Below are 14,690 nucleotides of genomic sequence, written 5' to 3'. Positions count from 1 at the left end.
CATGGGCATTCTCGACGGAATTACCGTCCTCGACTGCTCGATCGCCATGGCTGGCCCCTTTGCGGCGCAGCGGCTGGGCGATCTGGGCGCTAACGTCATCAAGATCGAACCGCTGACCGGAGAATGGCAGCGTCACGCCCCAGCAGGCGGTATCACCGGCAACAAGATCAATGTCTCGTTCCTGTCGTTGAACCGCAACAAGCGCTCTTTGGCGGTGGACCTCAAATCCGAAGGCGGCAAGCAGGTCCTGCAAAAGCTGGTCGAGACGGCGGATGTCTTCATCCAGAACTACCGGCCCGGCGTGGCGGCCAGGCTGGGGGTCGATTACGACAGCCTTGCCGCGATCAATCCGCGCCTGATCTATGTCTCGATGTCTGGCTATGGCGAGGATGGCCCCAGCGCCAAGCGCCCCGGTCAGGATCTGCTGCTGCAGGCCATGTCCGGTGCCATGCTGTCCGCCGGACGCGAGGGCGAGGCCCCTACCCCGGCCGGGCAATATCTGGTCGATGCCATCACCGCCTATACCGCCTTCGAGGGCGCGTTGGCGGCACTTTACCATCGTGAACGGACTGGCGAGGGCCAGAAGGTCGAGGTCAATATGCTCGACGCCATCACCACCATCCAGATGCAAGAACTCTCGGTCTATACGATCGGCCAAAAGCCGCAGACCCGTTCGGCTGAGCCCCATGCCCATGTCTATATCCGTTCGCCATACGGCATATTCGGGACGAATGACGGCAAGTTCATCGCGCTCGCCATGCCGAGCTTCGCTGGTCTTGCCCGTGCATTGGACGCCCCGCACCTTGCGGAACTCGACGAGACGAGCGCCGGATGGGAGCAACGCGACGAGACCTTTGCTCTGGTCCGCGCCGCGATTGCCAAGTTCACCCAGTCCGATGCATTGGCCCGGCTGGAGGCCGAGGGCATCTGGGTCGGTCCGGTCTATGGCTATTCGGACCTGCTGGCTGATCCGCAGATCGCCCATAATGGCACGTTCATCGAATACGACCACCCGACCGAAGGTCGGGTCAAAACACCCGGTTTCCCGATCCGTTTCTCGAAATCCCCGTCCGAATTGCGCTACGGCGCACCACTGACCGGGCAACATACCGACGAGGTGCTGTCCGCCGCAGGCTATGATGCGGCTGAGATCGCAGCGCTCGTCGCCCAGGGTGCCGTCGGCCGGGGAGAGGTCTGATGTTTCGCGGATTGACATGGGACCACCCGCGGGGTCGCCACGCGCTGGAAGCCGCGCAGGCCCAAGGCGGTCCGATCAGCTGGGACGCGCAACCGCTGGAGGGCTTCGAAAGCGCCCCGATCGGCGAGCTTTGCGCGCGCTATGATCTGGTTGTCCTCGACCACCCGCATCTGGGCGAAGCCTTGTCGCTTGGTTGCCTGCGCCCCTTGGACGAGGTGTTCTCACCCGAGGAACTGGACGCAATCTCCAATCGCGCCATCGGCCCCAGCATGGCAAGCTATGTGATGCAGGGGCGGCCTTGGGCGCTGCCGCTGGATGCGGCGACGCAGGTCATGGCCCGCCGCCCCGATCTGGTCGAAACCCCGCCCCGCACTTGGGACGAGGTTGCGGAACTGTCGCGCCAGACCGGCAAGGTCGCGCTGTCGCTGGGCGGGCCGCATGCCTTCCTGTCCTTCCTTTCGGTCGTGCAGGCCATTGAACCGGGCCTGAACCTGCGCGACGGCGACCGCTGGATGGCCAACACAACCGCAATCCGCGCCATCGCGCTGCTCGCCGATCTGGCCGCGCACAGCCCTGCTGCAGTCGCAGCGTTGAACCCCATCGGCATTCTTGAGCATATGTCGGGCGGGAACGACGATGTGGCGCTGTGCCCGATGATCTATGGATATGTGAACTACGCCGCACCCTCGCGTGCCGTTCCGCTGGCCTTTTCCGACGCACCGCGGATCACAGCGGATGGAAGCCCCGGCTCGATCCTTGGGGGCACCGGCATCGCGATCTCGACCCGTTGCACGGTCAACGAACCCCTGCGGCAGCACCTGCTGTGGCTGATGAGCCCCGAGGTCCAGCGCGGTTTCATCCCCGACCACGATGGCCAGCCCGGCACCCGAGAGGCATGGCTTGATCCGCGGGTGAACAGCCAGACAGGCGATTTCTTCGCGGCGACCGCGGCGACGCTCGAGGCTGCCTCGATCCGACCGCGCCATGACGGTTTCATCGCATTCCAGGCCGCAGCCTCGGCCACATTGCGCGAAGGGTTCGCGGCAGACACCGCCCCCGAAACCCTTGCCGCACAAATCGCCGACCTGTTCCAGGTCTCGCACAAAACGGAGATGCCTGCATGACCGCGCCGCTGATATTCGAAATCGAGGGGCAGGTCGGTATCATCACCTACAACCGCCCGGAAAAGCTGAACGCCATGACCCCGGAAATGGCCGAGCTGATGGTCGATGCCGTCAACCGTTGCAACGACGACGACGTCATTCGCGCCGTTGTCCTGACAGGAACGGGCAAGGCTTTCTGCGCAGGCTCGGACATTTCGCTGCTCGATAGCTATGCCACGCCTTGGGATTTCCGCAATCGCACCGAATATTGCGATGCCCTCCGCGCCTTGCGTAAACCGTCGATTGCGGCGATCAACGGCTATGCCTTCGGCGGGGGCCTTGAAATGGCACTGTCTTGCGACATCCGCATCGCCGCCGAGACCGCCCGCATGGCCGCCCCCGAGATCAAGCTGGGCTGGATCGGCGGCGGCGGCATGACAGCGCTGCTTGCCCATTCCATCGGTCCCTCGAACGCTGCAATGATGGTGATGACCGGCGAGCCGATCGACGCGCAAAAGGCGCTGAACTGGGGCTTGGTCAGCGAAACTCATCCGACCGACGCCCTGCGTGCCCGCGCGGTCGAGATCGCCGCAACCATTGCCGCACGCGCGCCCATCGCCGCCGAGACCGCCAAGGACAACCTTGCCGCCGCTTTCAACATGCCGCTGGAACAGGCCATCGCCTATGAGCGCGACCTGCAGACCATCTGCTTTGCGACCGAAGACGCAAACGAGGGTCGCGCGGCCTTTGCCGCCAAGCGCCAGCCGCTGTTCCGGAGGCGCTGACATGACATTGGAGCTGCGGGCAATCCTGCGACAGCGCAAGTTTTCAGCACTTGCGATGTTACTTCTGGTTGCGGTCTAGCCGAGTTTCTCCAGCGAATATTTCCCGCCCCAGCGCAACTTTATGAATGTCGAGCGACAAGATCATTGTGGCGCTGGGTCAAGCACTCGTCATCATCGCGCGGGATCGATCTTTCGGTCGGTCCTGTTATCGGACGGTCGGCAATCTGCTCGGCCATGGTAATGCGTGTGATCGGATCGGACGCACTGGCGCTAATGAGGGGGCAGTGCGCGGGAACAGGCACGGACTCCTACGGCCTTATCATCACAGGCCTGAGGATTAATCCCTTCATCGCGACCTTGGGAAGCAAAGCCTGTTTCGGTATCATTCGCGCAAGCGCGATGACACCGAGCCGGCATTGACCCTGCTGGACCTGGCTGACGGTCAGCTTCTGTCCAAAATCAATTTTTGAGGTCAAGCGCGGCGAGATCTTTGGCCTGCTACCGAACTGTTTGAGACGATCAGCGGCGAGAGAGGCCCTGCTGCGGGCCAGATGCGCCTATTCGCCAAGATTCCTCCCGAACCGCACGCTGCGCGAAGTCGTCACGCTTCTACCCGTGGGGCATAAGACGGCGGTATTCTGCCCAAACATTCGGTGAGCCAAAACGCCTCGATTGCCTAACATCCCGTTCCGCAAGAAATTCGGCGCCACCGACCTGACCTCACTGGTCGAGCGGGTCAGCCGCCTCACAGTGCAGCTAAAAAATGCCCATCGCCACTCTCGCTCGATCTTGGACGGCCTGATCACCAGCCTCGCCCCCTGCCAGCCCATGCCCGCCGCTCGATGAGCTTTGACCGAGGACTCGTGTTCTTGGCATGGCCCTATCCGATGTTGCGACTTGGTTTTGTGAACGGCAATCGCCCCGGCAGAAAAGCACGGTCGAGCCTTCCACGACATTTTGGTCGCGGACTGCGACAGCATCTGGTGGTCACGCCTGCACAATCAGCTGTCCACACAGGTCGAACCCATCGACATCTCCGGATGCCATTTCCCGCTCGTCGGGTGCGGCGCGGACAACGAACATCGCGCCTTGGCCGATGCGACGATCGCGTGGCATGCGGATCGTGCCAGCGCGATCATGGCGCGGCATCTGCATCGAGCGGCGGACACGCTTTTGGCCTCGCCGGCGCCATTCGTGGAACGGTCGGCCCTGCGGATTCGAGTTATCTCTGTATACACATACGGGCGAATTTATCATCAAATTACGACTTATGGTGTAGAATAATGATCAATTATTTTCGTATCGAAAATTCTTTGTATACATTTGCTGCAGGAGGAGAGTTTTGATGGTTTCCGAGGACAGTGCAAGAATCGGCCAAAGCCAGACCGTTCGCGCGGCGATGACCCTGCGCGACATGATCATCGATGGCCGTCTTGAGCCCGAGATGCGCTATACCGAAACGCAGCTGGCCGAATTGCTGTCGATGTCGCGCACGCCGATCCGGGCCGCTCTTCAGCGCCTGACCGACGAAGGGCTGCTGACCGCGATGCCGGCGGGCGGCTATGTCATCCGCCTGCTTCTGCCCAGCGAAATTTCCGAAACCATCGAGCTGCGCGGCGTTCTCGAAGGGCTTTGCGCGCGGCTCTTGGCCGAGCGCGGCTGTCCGGGCGCGGCTTTGGACGAACTTGTCGCGCTGTCCACCCAGATCGAGGCGCTGCTGGCCGATGACGGCTTCTCGCGCGCGGATCTTCCGACCTATGAGCGGCTGAATGGCCGTTTTCACCAGAAGCTGGTCGCGGCGACCGAAAGCACGCTGCTGATCCAGGAACTGGCGCGGGCCAACAACCGGCCCTTCGCCTCGGCAAGCTCGCTGGTTGGCATGTATGAGAACGACCGCGCCGCGCGCCAGCATCTGCTGATCGGGCAGGATCACCACCGCACCGTGATCGAGGCCATCCGCAGCCGTCAGGGCGCGCGGGCCGAAGCGATCATGCGCGAACATGCCCGCCTGTCGCAAAGAAACCTGATGCGCGCCGTCGAATCCAGCCGTTCGTTGGAACTGCTTCGTGGCGCGTCTCTGATCCGTCAGCCGGATGAGGAAACCGGCTGAAACCAGTCAACGGCAGCAGAGGGGGCTGCCGCAAGCCAGAGAATGGAGGAATATCAGATGCAAAGACGAAACCTGCTGCTGGGAGCGATCCTGGTGGCCTCGACTGCGCTTGCCGGAATGCCAGCCTTGGCCGCGGGCGATCCGTTCAAGATCGGGCTGATCCTGCCGATGACCGGGCCTTTTGCCTCGACCGGACGCCAGATTGAGGCGGCGGCGCGGCTTTACATGGCGCAGAATGGCGACGAGGTCGCGGGCCGCAAAGTCGAGCTGATCGTCAAGGACGATGCCTCGGTCGCGGATACCACCAAGCGGCTGGCGCAGGAGCTGATCGTACGCGACAAGGTCGGCGTCATCGCGGGCTTTGGCCTGACGCCGCTGGCCATGGCTACCGCGCCGCTGGCGACCCGTGCCAAGGTTCCCGCCGTGGTCATGGCCGCCGCAACGTCGTCGATCACCGAACAGTCGCCCTATGTCGTGCGCACCAGCTACACGACGCCGCAGGTGACCTCCAAGATCGCCGAATGGGCCGCGGGCCAGGGCATGAAGAAGGTCGTGACGGTGGTGTCGGATTACGGTCCGGGGCTGGACGCCGAAAAGACTTTTGTCGCGGTCTTTGGCGCGGCGGGCGGCGAGGTGACAGAAACCCTGCGCGTGCCGCTGCAGAACCCCGACTTCTCGCCCTTCCTGCAGAAGGTCGCGGATGAAAAGCCTGACGCGATCTTTGCCTTCGTGCCCTCGGGCGTCGGCGCGCAGTTCATGAAGCAATTCGTCGAACGGGGCCTCGACAAGACCGGCGTCAAGCTGCTGGCCGATGGCGGCATCACCGATGACGACATCCTGAACGGCATGGGCGACCCCGCCTTGGCCGCGATCACCGGCTTTCACTACTCGGCGGCCCATGACAGTGAGCTGAACAGGAAATTCGTCGCCGATTTCGCAAGCGCCAATGACGGGATGCGGCCGAATTTCATGGCGGTCGGCGGCTATGACGGGATGCATGCGATCTATGCCGCGCTGGAAAAAACCGGCGGCGACAGTTCTGGCGATGCCCTGATCGCCGCGATTAAGGGTCTGGCCTGGGAAAGCCCGCGCGGCCCGATCAGCATTGACCCCGAGACGCGCGACATCGTGCAGAACGTCTATCTGCGCCGCGTCGAACGCCAGGGCGACCAGCTCTGGAATATCGAGTTCGAAACCTTTGAGGCGGTCAAGGACCCCGGCAAGACCGGCTCCTGAACCCATCCAACCCTGCGGGAGCCTCACCTGCGCCGGGCGATCGGCGCAGGGCCGCTACCCGCATGCCAGGGAAACGCGCCCATGTTGACCATCCTGATTGACGGGATCGCCTATGGAATGCTGCTCTTTGTCATGGCTGCCGGGCTGGCCGTGACACTGGGGCTGATGAATTTCGTGAACCTTGCACATGGCGCATTCGCCATGATCGGGGGCTATGTCACCGCCTTGGCGATGAACCGTCTGGGCATGCCGTTCCTGCTGACGCTGCCCTTTGCCTTTCTGGTCCCGGCACTGGTGGGCGTGATCGCCGAGCGGTTGCTTTACGCCCGGCTTTACCGTCGCAGCCATCTGGATCAGGTGCTGTTCTCGATCGCGCTGGTCTTCATGGCCATGGCCGGGACGGATTGGCTTCTGGGCTCCAGTCAGCAACTGATCACCCTGCCCGGCTGGTTGCAGGGCCGGTTCGAGGTCTTCGGCGTCGGCATCGGCCGCTACCGAGCCTTCCTGATCGTCATCTGCGCGGCATTGGTCGTCGGGCTGCAACTGATCCTTGGCCGCACCCGGTTCGGAGCGCGGCTGCGCGCGGCGGTCGATGACCAGCGCGCGGCGCGCGGTCTTGGCATCAATGTCGGCGGGATCTTTGCCGCGACCTTCGCTGTTGGCTCGGGCCTTGCCGGTCTGGGTGGCGCGCTGGGGATCGAGATGATGGGCCTCGACCCGACCTTTCCGCTGAAGATCATGGTCTATGTGCTGATCGTCGTCACCATCGGCGGCACGGCCAGCCTGACCGGCCCCTTCATCGCAGCGCTGCTGATCGGCACGGCTGATGTCGCCGGGAAATACTACCTGCCCGAGCTTGGCGCCTTCCTGATCTATCTCGTGATGATCCTGCTGCTGATCCTGCGCCCGCAGGGCCTGATCGCCCGCGCCCGCTGAAGGATGACCCTGATGAGTGACACCACCCTTTCCCACCCGGCAACCGCGACGCGTCCCGATGCAGGCCAGCGCGCCAGCCGCGACCTGCTGCGCCGGGGCCGACTGAAACCAGCCGAGATCGTTTTTTGGCTGGCGGCGGCGGCCAGTTTCTTTCTGCTGCCCGACCGGCATCTGCTGCTGTCCGAGATCGTGATCCTTGGGCTTTTCGCGCTCTCGCTGGATCTGATCATCGGCTATGCGGGCGTGGTCTCATTGGGCCATGGCGCGTTTTTCGGGCTTGGTGCCTATGTCGCGGGGCTGGTTTCGGTCCACCTGACCGGAGAGCCGCTGACCGGTCTGATCCTTGCGGCGCTGGCCGCCGGGCTTTTGGGGCTGGCGACGGGGCCGCTGCTGTTGCTGCGCGCCTCGGACCTGACGCGGCTGATGGTGACGCTGGGCGTGGCCATGCTGCTGCTTGAGGCGGCGAACCGCGCGGCATGGCTGACCGGCGGCGCGGACGGCTTGCAGGGGGTGACGATCAACCCACTGCTGGGCCGGTTCGAGTTCGACCTGTTCGGCACCACCGCCTATGCTTATTGCCTGATCGTGACCTTCGCGCTGTTCCTGCTGGCGCGCCGGGTCGTGACCTCGCCTTACGGTCTGTCGCTGCTGGCGATCCGGGACAATGCGCTGCGCGCCCGCAGCATGGGCATTCCGGTGGGACCGCGCATCCTTGGCATCTACGCCTTTTCGGCGCTGATTGCCGGGGTCGCGGGGGCGCTGTTGACCCAGACCACGATGTTCGTGTCGCTGGACGTGCTGGCCTTTCACCGCTCGGCCGATGTGTTGTTGGTGCTGGTGCTGGGGGGCGTCGGCTATCTGTATGGCGGGCTGATCGGGGCGATTGCCTTCAAGCTGCTGCAGGACTGGTTCTCGGCCATTACTCCGCAATACTGGATGTTCTGGATGGGCCTCGTGCTGATGGTCATCGTGCTGATCGGGCGCGAGAATCTCAACGCCCTGCCCCGCACGCTGATGCGCCGCTTGCGCCGGGAGGACCGGGCATGAGCGCCGCATTGCAGACCATCGCGCTGGAGAAGCGCTTCGGCGGGCTCATTGCTACCGACAAGGTGTCGCTGACATTGGAACATGGCGCGCGCCATGCGCTGATCGGGCCGAACGGTGCGGGCAAGACCACCTTCGTCAACCTGCTGACCGGGGTACTGCCGTCCAATGGCGGGCAGATCCTGCTGGATGGCAATGACATCACCCGCAAAAGCCAGATCCAGCGCGCCCGGCTGGGTCTGGGCCGGACCTTCCAGATCAACCAGCTGTTCGGCGCGATGACCCCGGTCGAATCCATCGGGCTTGCGGTGTCCGAACGCATGGGCGGCGGGCGCGACTTCTGGCGCAGGGTCGGGACGCGCGCCGATATCCTTGACGAGATCACCGGCCTGATCGAGCGCTTCCGCCTGACCGAGGTCATGGACCACCCGACGCGGCTGCTTCCTTATGGCAAACAGCGCCTGCTGGAAATCGCGCTGGCCTTGGCCTCGAATCCACGCGTCCTGCTGCTGGACGAACCCGCCGCCGGTGTCCCCGAGGCCGAGCGTGGCGAGCTGCTGGAAACCCTCGCCCAATTGCCGCGTGACGTGTCGATCCTGCTGATCGAGCACGACATGGATCTGGTCTTTGCCTTCGCCGAGCGCATCACCGTTCTGGTCAACGGTGCACTTTTTGCCGACGGGACCGTGTCCGAGATCATGTCCGATCCGCGCGTCCAGGCCGTCTATCTGGGGAGCGATGCCCATGCCTGAGCTACTGACGATCCAGAACCTGCGCGCCGGCCATGGCGATGCCGTCGTGATCCCCGACCTGTCCCTGCATCTAGCCCAAGGCGAGGCGCTGGCCGTGCTGGGCCGCAATGGCGTGGGCAAGACCACGCTTCTGGACAGCATCATCGGCGTCACCCGGCGCTTTGGCGGCAACCTGTCGCTGGCCGGGCGCGACATCACCCGGCTGACACCCGAGGCCCGCGCCCATGCCGGAATCGGCTGGGTCCCGCAGGAACGAAACATCTTCCCCTCGCTCACGGTCGAGGAAAACCTGACCGCTACCGCCCGCCCCGGCAAATGGGACCTGCCCCGCATCTATGCGATGTTCCCGCGCCTGCAGGAACGCCGCGCCAATATGGGCAACCAGCTATCTGGCGGCGAGCAGCAGATGCTGGCAGTGGGCCGCGCCCTGATGCTGAATCCACGGCTGTTACTGCTGGACGAGCCGACCGAGGGGCTGGCCCCGATCATCGTCGAGCAGTTGCTGGCCTCGATCCGGCAAATCATCCGGGACGAAGGGCTGGCCACTATCATCGTCGAACAGCATGCCCGCAAGATCCTGAAGGTCACCGACCGGGCCGTGATCATCGACCGGGGCGAGATCGTCCATCAGGCCCGTAGCGATGCGCTGCTGGCCGATCCAAGCCCACTTGAACAGCATCTGGGCGTCATCGCCAAAGGAGCCGCCGCATGAGCCTCGACATCGCATCCCTGCCAAGCTCGGATCTGGACCCGTTCAGCATCGATTTTTTCGACAACCCCTTTCCCGATCATGAAAGGCTGCGCGAGGCCGGGCCGGTGGTCTGGCTGGAACGCTATGGCATCTATGCCGTCGCGCGCCATGCCGAGGTGCATCAGGTCCTGAACGACTGGGGCACCTTCTGTTCCTCGCGCGGGGTGGGCTTGCAGGATTTCAGCCGCGAAAAGCCGTGGCGCCAGCCCAGTCTGGTGCTGGAAACCGATCCGCCCGAACATGACCGCGCCCGCAAGGTCCTGGCCCGCGTGCTGTCGCCCGTCACCATGCGCGAGTTGCGCGACGGCTTTGCGGCTGCCGCCGATGCGATGGTCGCAGGGCTGATCGGGCGCAAGCTCGACGGCATCGCGGATCTGGCCGAAGCCTTTCCGCTTTCGGTCTTTCCAGACCGCATCGGGCTGACGCAAGACGGGCGCGAACACTTGCTGCCCTATGCGGGTCTGGCCTTCAACGCCTTTGGCCCGGACAATGCCCTGCGCCGCGAGGCGATGGCGCGTGCCGCCCCCCATATCGCCTGGGTGACCGAGCAATGCCGGCGCGAGAATCTGGCCCCGGACAGTATCGGCGCACGCATCCATGCCGCCGCCGATAGCGGCGAGGTCACGGCAGATGAGGCGACGCTGCTGGTCCGCTCACTGCTGACGGCGGGCATCGACACCACGGTGAATGGCATCGGCGCGGCGCTTTACTGCCTTGCACGCTTTCCGGATCAATTCGCGGCGCTGCGCGCCGATCCGAAACTGGCCCGCAATGCCTTTGAAGAGGCCGTGCGCTTTGAAAGCCCGGTCCAGACCTTTTTCCGAACCACCACCCGCGAGACCGAACTGTCGGGTGTGCCGCTTCCCGAAGGGGCCAAGGTGCTGATGTTTCTGGCCTCGGCCAATCGCGACCCGCGCCGCTGGGACCGTGCGGACGCCTATGACATCACCCGCAAGACCAGCGGTCATGTCGGCTTCGGTTCGGGTGTCCATATGTGCGTGGGACAGCTTGTCGCCCGGCTGGAGGGCGAGGTCGTGCTGGAGGCCTTGGCCCGCCACGCCACCGCCATCGAAATCGCGGGCACGCCCGTCCGGTCCTACAACAACACGCTGCGCGGGCTGAAAGCTCTACCGCTGCATATCCGCTAAGGGCTCGCCATGCTGGATCATCTTCTTGCACCGCTGGACGACACGATCACCATCGACCAGCTGACCGTCGCGCCCTATCCGATCTACAAGCGACTACGGGCGGAAACCCCGGTTCTGCGCGTGAAATCGGTCGGCCGGACCTTTCTGACCAAGGCCGCCGATTGCAAATTCGTCAAGGACACGCCCGAGATCTTTTCCTCGGACGATCCGAACACGCCGATGAAGCGCGCCTTTCTGGCCCATACCTTGATGCGCAAGGACGGCAAGGAGCATCTGGCCGAGCGCATGGCCATGGCCCCTGCCCTGATGCCCAAGACCATTCAGGAAGTCTGGGCCCCGCTATATCGCCAGCTTGCGGATGAATATCTGGACCGCCTGCCGAAAGGGCAGATCGTGGACCTGCATCGCGATCTCTCTGGCCCGATTGCCGCCCGCATCCTTGCCCATATCCTTGGCATCCCCGAGGCGAGCGACCAGCAGATGATCTTCTGGTCACAGGCGTTGATCGACGGCGCGGGGAATTTCGGCTGGCGACCCGAGCCCTTCGAGATCTCGGACCGGGCCAATGCCGAAATGGACGCGTTGCTGGAAAAGGCCATCGCGCGGGTGCGTGTGGCACCCGATCGCTCGGCTTTGTCGGTGATGGTGAATGCCGAAAACCCGATCCCGACCAGCCAGATCATCGCCAATATCAAGATCGCCATCGGCGGGGGCATCAACGAGCCGCGCGATGCGCTCTCGACCATCGTCTATGGCTTCCTGACCGAGCCCGAGCAACTGGCCGAGGTCCGGCGCGCGGGCAAATGGGGGCAAGCCTTCGAGGAAGGCATCCGCTGGGTCGCACCCATTCAGGCCTCGTCCCGGCTGGTGACCGAGGATGTCGAGATCGGCGGCTTTCACATCCCCAAGGGCGATACGGTGATGACGATTCAGGCCTCGGCCAATCATGACGAGGACCTGTTCGACCACCCCGAGCGCTTCGACGCGTTCCGCGCGAAAAACCTGCACCAGTCCTTTGGCTCGGGGCCGCATCATTGCGGCGGTGCCCATATCGCGCGGCGCACCGTCGGCGCGATCATGCTGGAAGCCCTGTTCGAGCGCTTCCCCGACATGACCCTGCCCGAACCCGAAGCCGTGCTGTGGCGCGGCTTTGGTTTTCGCGGCCCGATCAACCTGCCCGTCAAACTGGGCTGACCCCAGCGTCCCGCAAGGAGAATGACCATGAAAATCACCTTCATCGCCGCCGATGGCACCGTCACCCCTGTCGAGGTCACCGCAGGCGAAAGCATCATGCGCGCCGCCGTCCAGAACGATGTCGATGGCGTCATCGGCGAATGCGGCGGCTCGATGATGTGCGCGACCTGCCATTGCTACGTCGACGACGCATGGACTGACGCCGTCGGTCCGCAAGAGGATGGCGAAAGCGACCTGCTGGATTGCGCCGCCTCCGAGGTGCGGGCGTCAAGTCGGCTGTCTTGCCAGATCAAGATGCGCCCGGAACTGGACGGGTTGGTGATCCACCTGCCGGAATCGCAGCTGTAACGGGGGCGGGATGGAACGCATCGTCATCATCGGCAGCGGTCAGGGCGGCCAACAGGCTGCCTCAAGCCTGCGACAGGAAGGTTATCAGGGCCAGATCCTGCTATTGGGCGAGGAACCCGGCCTGCCCTATCAGCGCCCACCGCTGTCCAAGGCCTATATGGCCAATGGCGATGCAGGCGCGCTGACGCTGAAACCCGCCAGCTTCTACGACCGCGCTGCCATCAGCTTGCAGGACCGCACCCGCGTCAACCGCATTGAGCGCGCCACCCGCGAGGTCGTGACGGAAGCGGGCGCGCGCCACGCCTATGATCACCTGATTCTCGCCACCGGCGCGCGGAACTTTCGCCCGCCAATCGCGGGATTGGACGCGCCGGGCGTGGTCGAGTTGCGCACCCTGTCGGACGCCGCCCATATCCGCGACAGGCTGGCCGCGACACGTCATGCCGTGGTGATCGGCGGCGGTTTCATCGGTCTGGAATTCGCCGCCATGGCCCGCGCGGCAGGCGTCGCCGTCACCGTGATCGAGGCTGCCCCCCGCCTGATGGCCCGCGCGGTTTCCCCCGGGATGTCGGCGCGATTCCTTGAGTTGCACCGCGAGATGGGCAGCGAGGTCATCCTTGACGCGCTGGCCGATGCGATCCTGCACGACCCGCAAGGGGCCGCCGCCGGTGTCGCCTTGCGCTATGGTCGCCAGATCGCAGGGGATCTGGTGCTGGTCGCGACCGGGGTGCGTCCGAACGTCGAACTGGCGGCGGATGCAGGGCTTGTCTGCGACAATGGCATCCGCGTGGACGGGCAATTGCTCACCTCGGACCCGGCCATCTCGGCGCTGGGGGATGTCGCGTCCTTCCCCGATCCGGATGGCGTGCATATCCGTCTGGAATCCGTCCAGGCGGCGGTCGATCACGCCCGCCATATCGCCCGGTGTCTGGTGCATGGCTCCGCAGCAGACTATGCCGCGCTGCCGTGGTTCTGGTCCGATCAGGGCAAGTTCAAGCTTCAAATCGCTGGGCTTTCGACCGGGGCCGACCGGGTGATGTCCCTGCCCCAGCCGCAGGCCGAGCCCTTGGTGCTGGCTTTCCGGGCGGGCCGACTGATCGCCGTCGAAACTCTATCCGCACCCGCCCTTCACATGGCGGGCCGACGTCTGATCAGCGCGTCATTCGAGATGCTGCAAGCCCACGGCTTCGATCTGCGTGCAGCGGTCAAAGCCATGGCGGAACCTGTCTGAGGCCGGGGGGCGCGATCAGCCCGCCATCTAGCCCAAGCAGGCTGATGGTCCGAGCCAGGCAGGCAGTATGACCCATGACAGGCCGAAACCCCGCGGTTCAAGCGCCACGGAAAGCGCAATCACATGGCATAACCCCGGACGGCAGCCGAGGTTATGACAACATCATCGGGCGCGACAGCAGCCCGTTAAAACGGAATGACTACCGTTCGGGACTTCGCCACCGGGCTTCCAAGAATATTTCAGAAGAGATCGAGGGAGAGCTTCATCCCCCTCGCATCGGTAGGCCCAGAATGGCACGGGCCTGCTGCCAACTGGCGACGGGACGCTCATATTTTTCGCAAAGACCAACCGCACGGCGCACGAGTGCCGCATTCGACGGCGCGAGGCGTTCGCGATCAAGGCGGACATTGCCTTCAAGCCCTATACGAGTGTGCCCCCCCTTTGCGGATTGACCATTCGTTGATGGACAGTTGCGCAGGGCCGATCCCCGCCGCACACCACTGCGCGTCGGGGGCAAGCCGCTTCAGCGTCTCAATATAGAAGTCAAATATGGAGTGAACCCTGGAGTGAACCCCTCGGGCTGGACCACGGGACCCTGAAAAACTGATACGCGGAACGGGCCTTGATCGGAGAAGGCTCATGACATCACGAGGTCCCCTATCGTCGGCATTCGACCCCGTTAAAGCCGCAACTCTGCCAGGACATCCGTGCCGGGGTGATCGGCCGCCGGGATGCGCAGCGCACGCACCAGATCTCCGCCAACCTCATCCAATTGTGGCTGACGCAGTTTGATCGGGGTGAGTTGAACGATGAGGAGGCCGAGGCCAGCGTTATCGCCGAGTATGAAACCCGCG

Annotated in this window: 14 protein-coding genes and 1 pseudogene; 14 read left to right on the top strand and 1 reads right to left on the bottom strand. The window is 64.0% G+C overall.

From position 1 onward, the window contains the following. The first annotated feature begins 1 nt into the window (after nucleotide 1). From IB235_RS21615 to IB235_RS21550, 14 genes are all read left to right on the top strand, one after another. Nucleotides 2–1,198: a CaiB/BaiF CoA-transferase family protein gene (locus IB235_RS21615; RefSeq protein WP_192338488.1), complete on the top strand. Its 1,197-nt coding sequence runs from the start codon at nucleotides 2–4 to the stop codon at nucleotides 1,196–1,198. Continuing rightward, on the top strand, nucleotides 1,198–2,322 hold the full coding sequence (locus tag IB235_RS21610; protein WP_225612521.1) for an extracellular solute-binding protein: 1,125 nt from the start codon (nucleotides 1,198–1,200) through the stop codon (nucleotides 2,320–2,322). The genes IB235_RS21615 and IB235_RS21610 overlap by 1 nt, the downstream gene beginning before the upstream one ends. After that, a complete protein-coding gene (locus tag IB235_RS21605) occupies nucleotides 2,319–3,086 on the top strand; it encodes an enoyl-CoA hydratase/isomerase family protein (RefSeq protein WP_192338487.1) in 768 nt (255 codons plus the stop codon). The genes IB235_RS21610 and IB235_RS21605 overlap by 4 nt, the downstream gene beginning before the upstream one ends. A gap of 957 nt (nucleotides 3,087–4,043) precedes the next feature. Then, on the top strand, nucleotides 4,044–4,370 hold the full coding sequence (locus IB235_RS25950) for a hypothetical protein (protein WP_192338486.1): 327 nt from the start codon (nucleotides 4,044–4,046) through the stop codon (nucleotides 4,368–4,370). 61 nt (nucleotides 4,371–4,431) lie between these two features. Further along, on the top strand, nucleotides 4,432–5,196 hold the full coding sequence (locus tag IB235_RS21595; RefSeq protein ID WP_192338485.1) for a GntR family transcriptional regulator: 765 nt from the start codon (nucleotides 4,432–4,434) through the stop codon (nucleotides 5,194–5,196). A gap of 57 nt (nucleotides 5,197–5,253) precedes the next feature. Next, complete coding sequence (locus IB235_RS21590; protein WP_192338484.1) at nucleotides 5,254–6,432, top strand: ABC transporter substrate-binding protein; 1,179 nt, start codon at nucleotides 5,254–5,256, stop codon at nucleotides 6,430–6,432. Nucleotides 6,433–6,513: 81 nt separating this feature from the next. Next, complete coding sequence (locus IB235_RS21585; RefSeq protein ID WP_192338483.1) at nucleotides 6,514–7,368, top strand: branched-chain amino acid ABC transporter permease; 855 nt, start codon at nucleotides 6,514–6,516, stop codon at nucleotides 7,366–7,368. A gap of 12 nt (nucleotides 7,369–7,380) precedes the next feature. Continuing rightward, on the top strand, nucleotides 7,381–8,415 hold the full coding sequence (locus tag IB235_RS21580) for a branched-chain amino acid ABC transporter permease (RefSeq protein ID WP_192338482.1): 1,035 nt from the start codon (nucleotides 7,381–7,383) through the stop codon (nucleotides 8,413–8,415). Continuing rightward, on the top strand, nucleotides 8,412–9,164 hold the full coding sequence (locus IB235_RS21575; protein ID WP_192338481.1) for an ABC transporter ATP-binding protein: 753 nt from the start codon (nucleotides 8,412–8,414) through the stop codon (nucleotides 9,162–9,164). Before IB235_RS21580 ends, IB235_RS21575 begins: the two co-directional genes overlap by 4 nt. Then, entirely contained in the window at nucleotides 9,157–9,876 is a 720-nt protein-coding gene (locus tag IB235_RS21570) for an ABC transporter ATP-binding protein (protein ID WP_192338480.1), read from the top strand. Before IB235_RS21575 ends, IB235_RS21570 begins: the two co-directional genes overlap by 8 nt. Further along, nucleotides 9,873–11,063 (top strand): cytochrome P450, encoded by a 1,191-nt coding sequence (locus tag IB235_RS21565; RefSeq protein ID WP_192338479.1) that lies wholly within the window; start codon nucleotides 9,873–9,875, stop codon nucleotides 11,061–11,063. Before IB235_RS21570 ends, IB235_RS21565 begins: the two co-directional genes overlap by 4 nt. Before the next feature lie 9 nt (nucleotides 11,064–11,072). After that, entirely contained in the window at nucleotides 11,073–12,257 is a 1,185-nt protein-coding gene (locus IB235_RS21560; RefSeq protein WP_192338478.1) for a cytochrome P450, read from the top strand. Between the two features lie 27 nt (nucleotides 12,258–12,284). Next, a complete protein-coding gene (locus tag IB235_RS21555; RefSeq protein ID WP_370576964.1) occupies nucleotides 12,285–12,605 on the top strand; it encodes a 2Fe-2S iron-sulfur cluster-binding protein in 321 nt (106 codons plus the stop codon). Between the two features lie 10 nt (nucleotides 12,606–12,615). Then, nucleotides 12,616–13,836 carry an NAD(P)/FAD-dependent oxidoreductase gene (locus IB235_RS21550; RefSeq protein ID WP_192338476.1) on the top strand — a complete coding sequence of 407 codons (1,221 nt, stop codon included), beginning with the start codon at nucleotides 12,616–12,618 and terminating at the stop codon, nucleotides 13,834–13,836. Nucleotides 13,837–14,098: 262 nt separating this feature from the next. Here the strand turns inward: IB235_RS21550 and IB235_RS21545 are convergent. Further along, nucleotides 14,099–14,387, bottom strand: a pseudogene (locus IB235_RS21545) (3-keto-5-aminohexanoate cleavage protein); the annotation flags it as partial. Between the last annotated feature and the right edge of the window lie 303 nt (nucleotides 14,388–14,690).

The sequence above is a fragment of the Paracoccus sp. PAR01 genome (assembly GCF_014851995.1).
GTDB classification, from domain to species: Bacteria; Pseudomonadota; Alphaproteobacteria; order Rhodobacterales; family Rhodobacteraceae; genus Paracoccus; species Paracoccus litorisediminis.
This window is presented reverse-complemented; position numbering and strand designations above follow the sequence as displayed.

Coding starts and splice junctions, on each gene's coding strand:
- IB235_RS21615 (WP_192338488.1), top strand. CDS start 2: ATGGGCATTCTCGACGGAATTACCGTCCTCGACTGCTCGATCGCCATG.
- IB235_RS21610 (WP_225612521.1), top strand. CDS start 1,198: ATGTTTCGCGGATTGACATGGGACCACCCGCGGGGTCGCCACGCGCTG.
- IB235_RS21605 (WP_192338487.1), top strand. CDS start 2,319: ATGACCGCGCCGCTGATATTCGAAATCGAGGGGCAGGTCGGTATCATC.
- IB235_RS21595 (WP_192338485.1), top strand. CDS start 4,432: ATGGTTTCCGAGGACAGTGCAAGAATCGGCCAAAGCCAGACCGTTCGC.
- IB235_RS21590 (WP_192338484.1), top strand. CDS start 5,254: ATGCAAAGACGAAACCTGCTGCTGGGAGCGATCCTGGTGGCCTCGACT.
- IB235_RS21585 (WP_192338483.1), top strand. CDS start 6,514: ATGTTGACCATCCTGATTGACGGGATCGCCTATGGAATGCTGCTCTTT.
- IB235_RS21580 (WP_192338482.1), top strand. CDS start 7,381: ATGAGTGACACCACCCTTTCCCACCCGGCAACCGCGACGCGTCCCGAT.
- IB235_RS21575 (WP_192338481.1), top strand. CDS start 8,412: ATGAGCGCCGCATTGCAGACCATCGCGCTGGAGAAGCGCTTCGGCGGG.
- IB235_RS21570 (WP_192338480.1), top strand. CDS start 9,157: ATGCCTGAGCTACTGACGATCCAGAACCTGCGCGCCGGCCATGGCGAT.
- IB235_RS21565 (WP_192338479.1), top strand. CDS start 9,873: ATGAGCCTCGACATCGCATCCCTGCCAAGCTCGGATCTGGACCCGTTC.
- IB235_RS21560 (WP_192338478.1), top strand. CDS start 11,073: ATGCTGGATCATCTTCTTGCACCGCTGGACGACACGATCACCATCGAC.
- IB235_RS21555 (WP_370576964.1), top strand. CDS start 12,285: ATGAAAATCACCTTCATCGCCGCCGATGGCACCGTCACCCCTGTCGAG.
- IB235_RS21550 (WP_192338476.1), top strand. CDS start 12,616: ATGGAACGCATCGTCATCATCGGCAGCGGTCAGGGCGGCCAACAGGCT.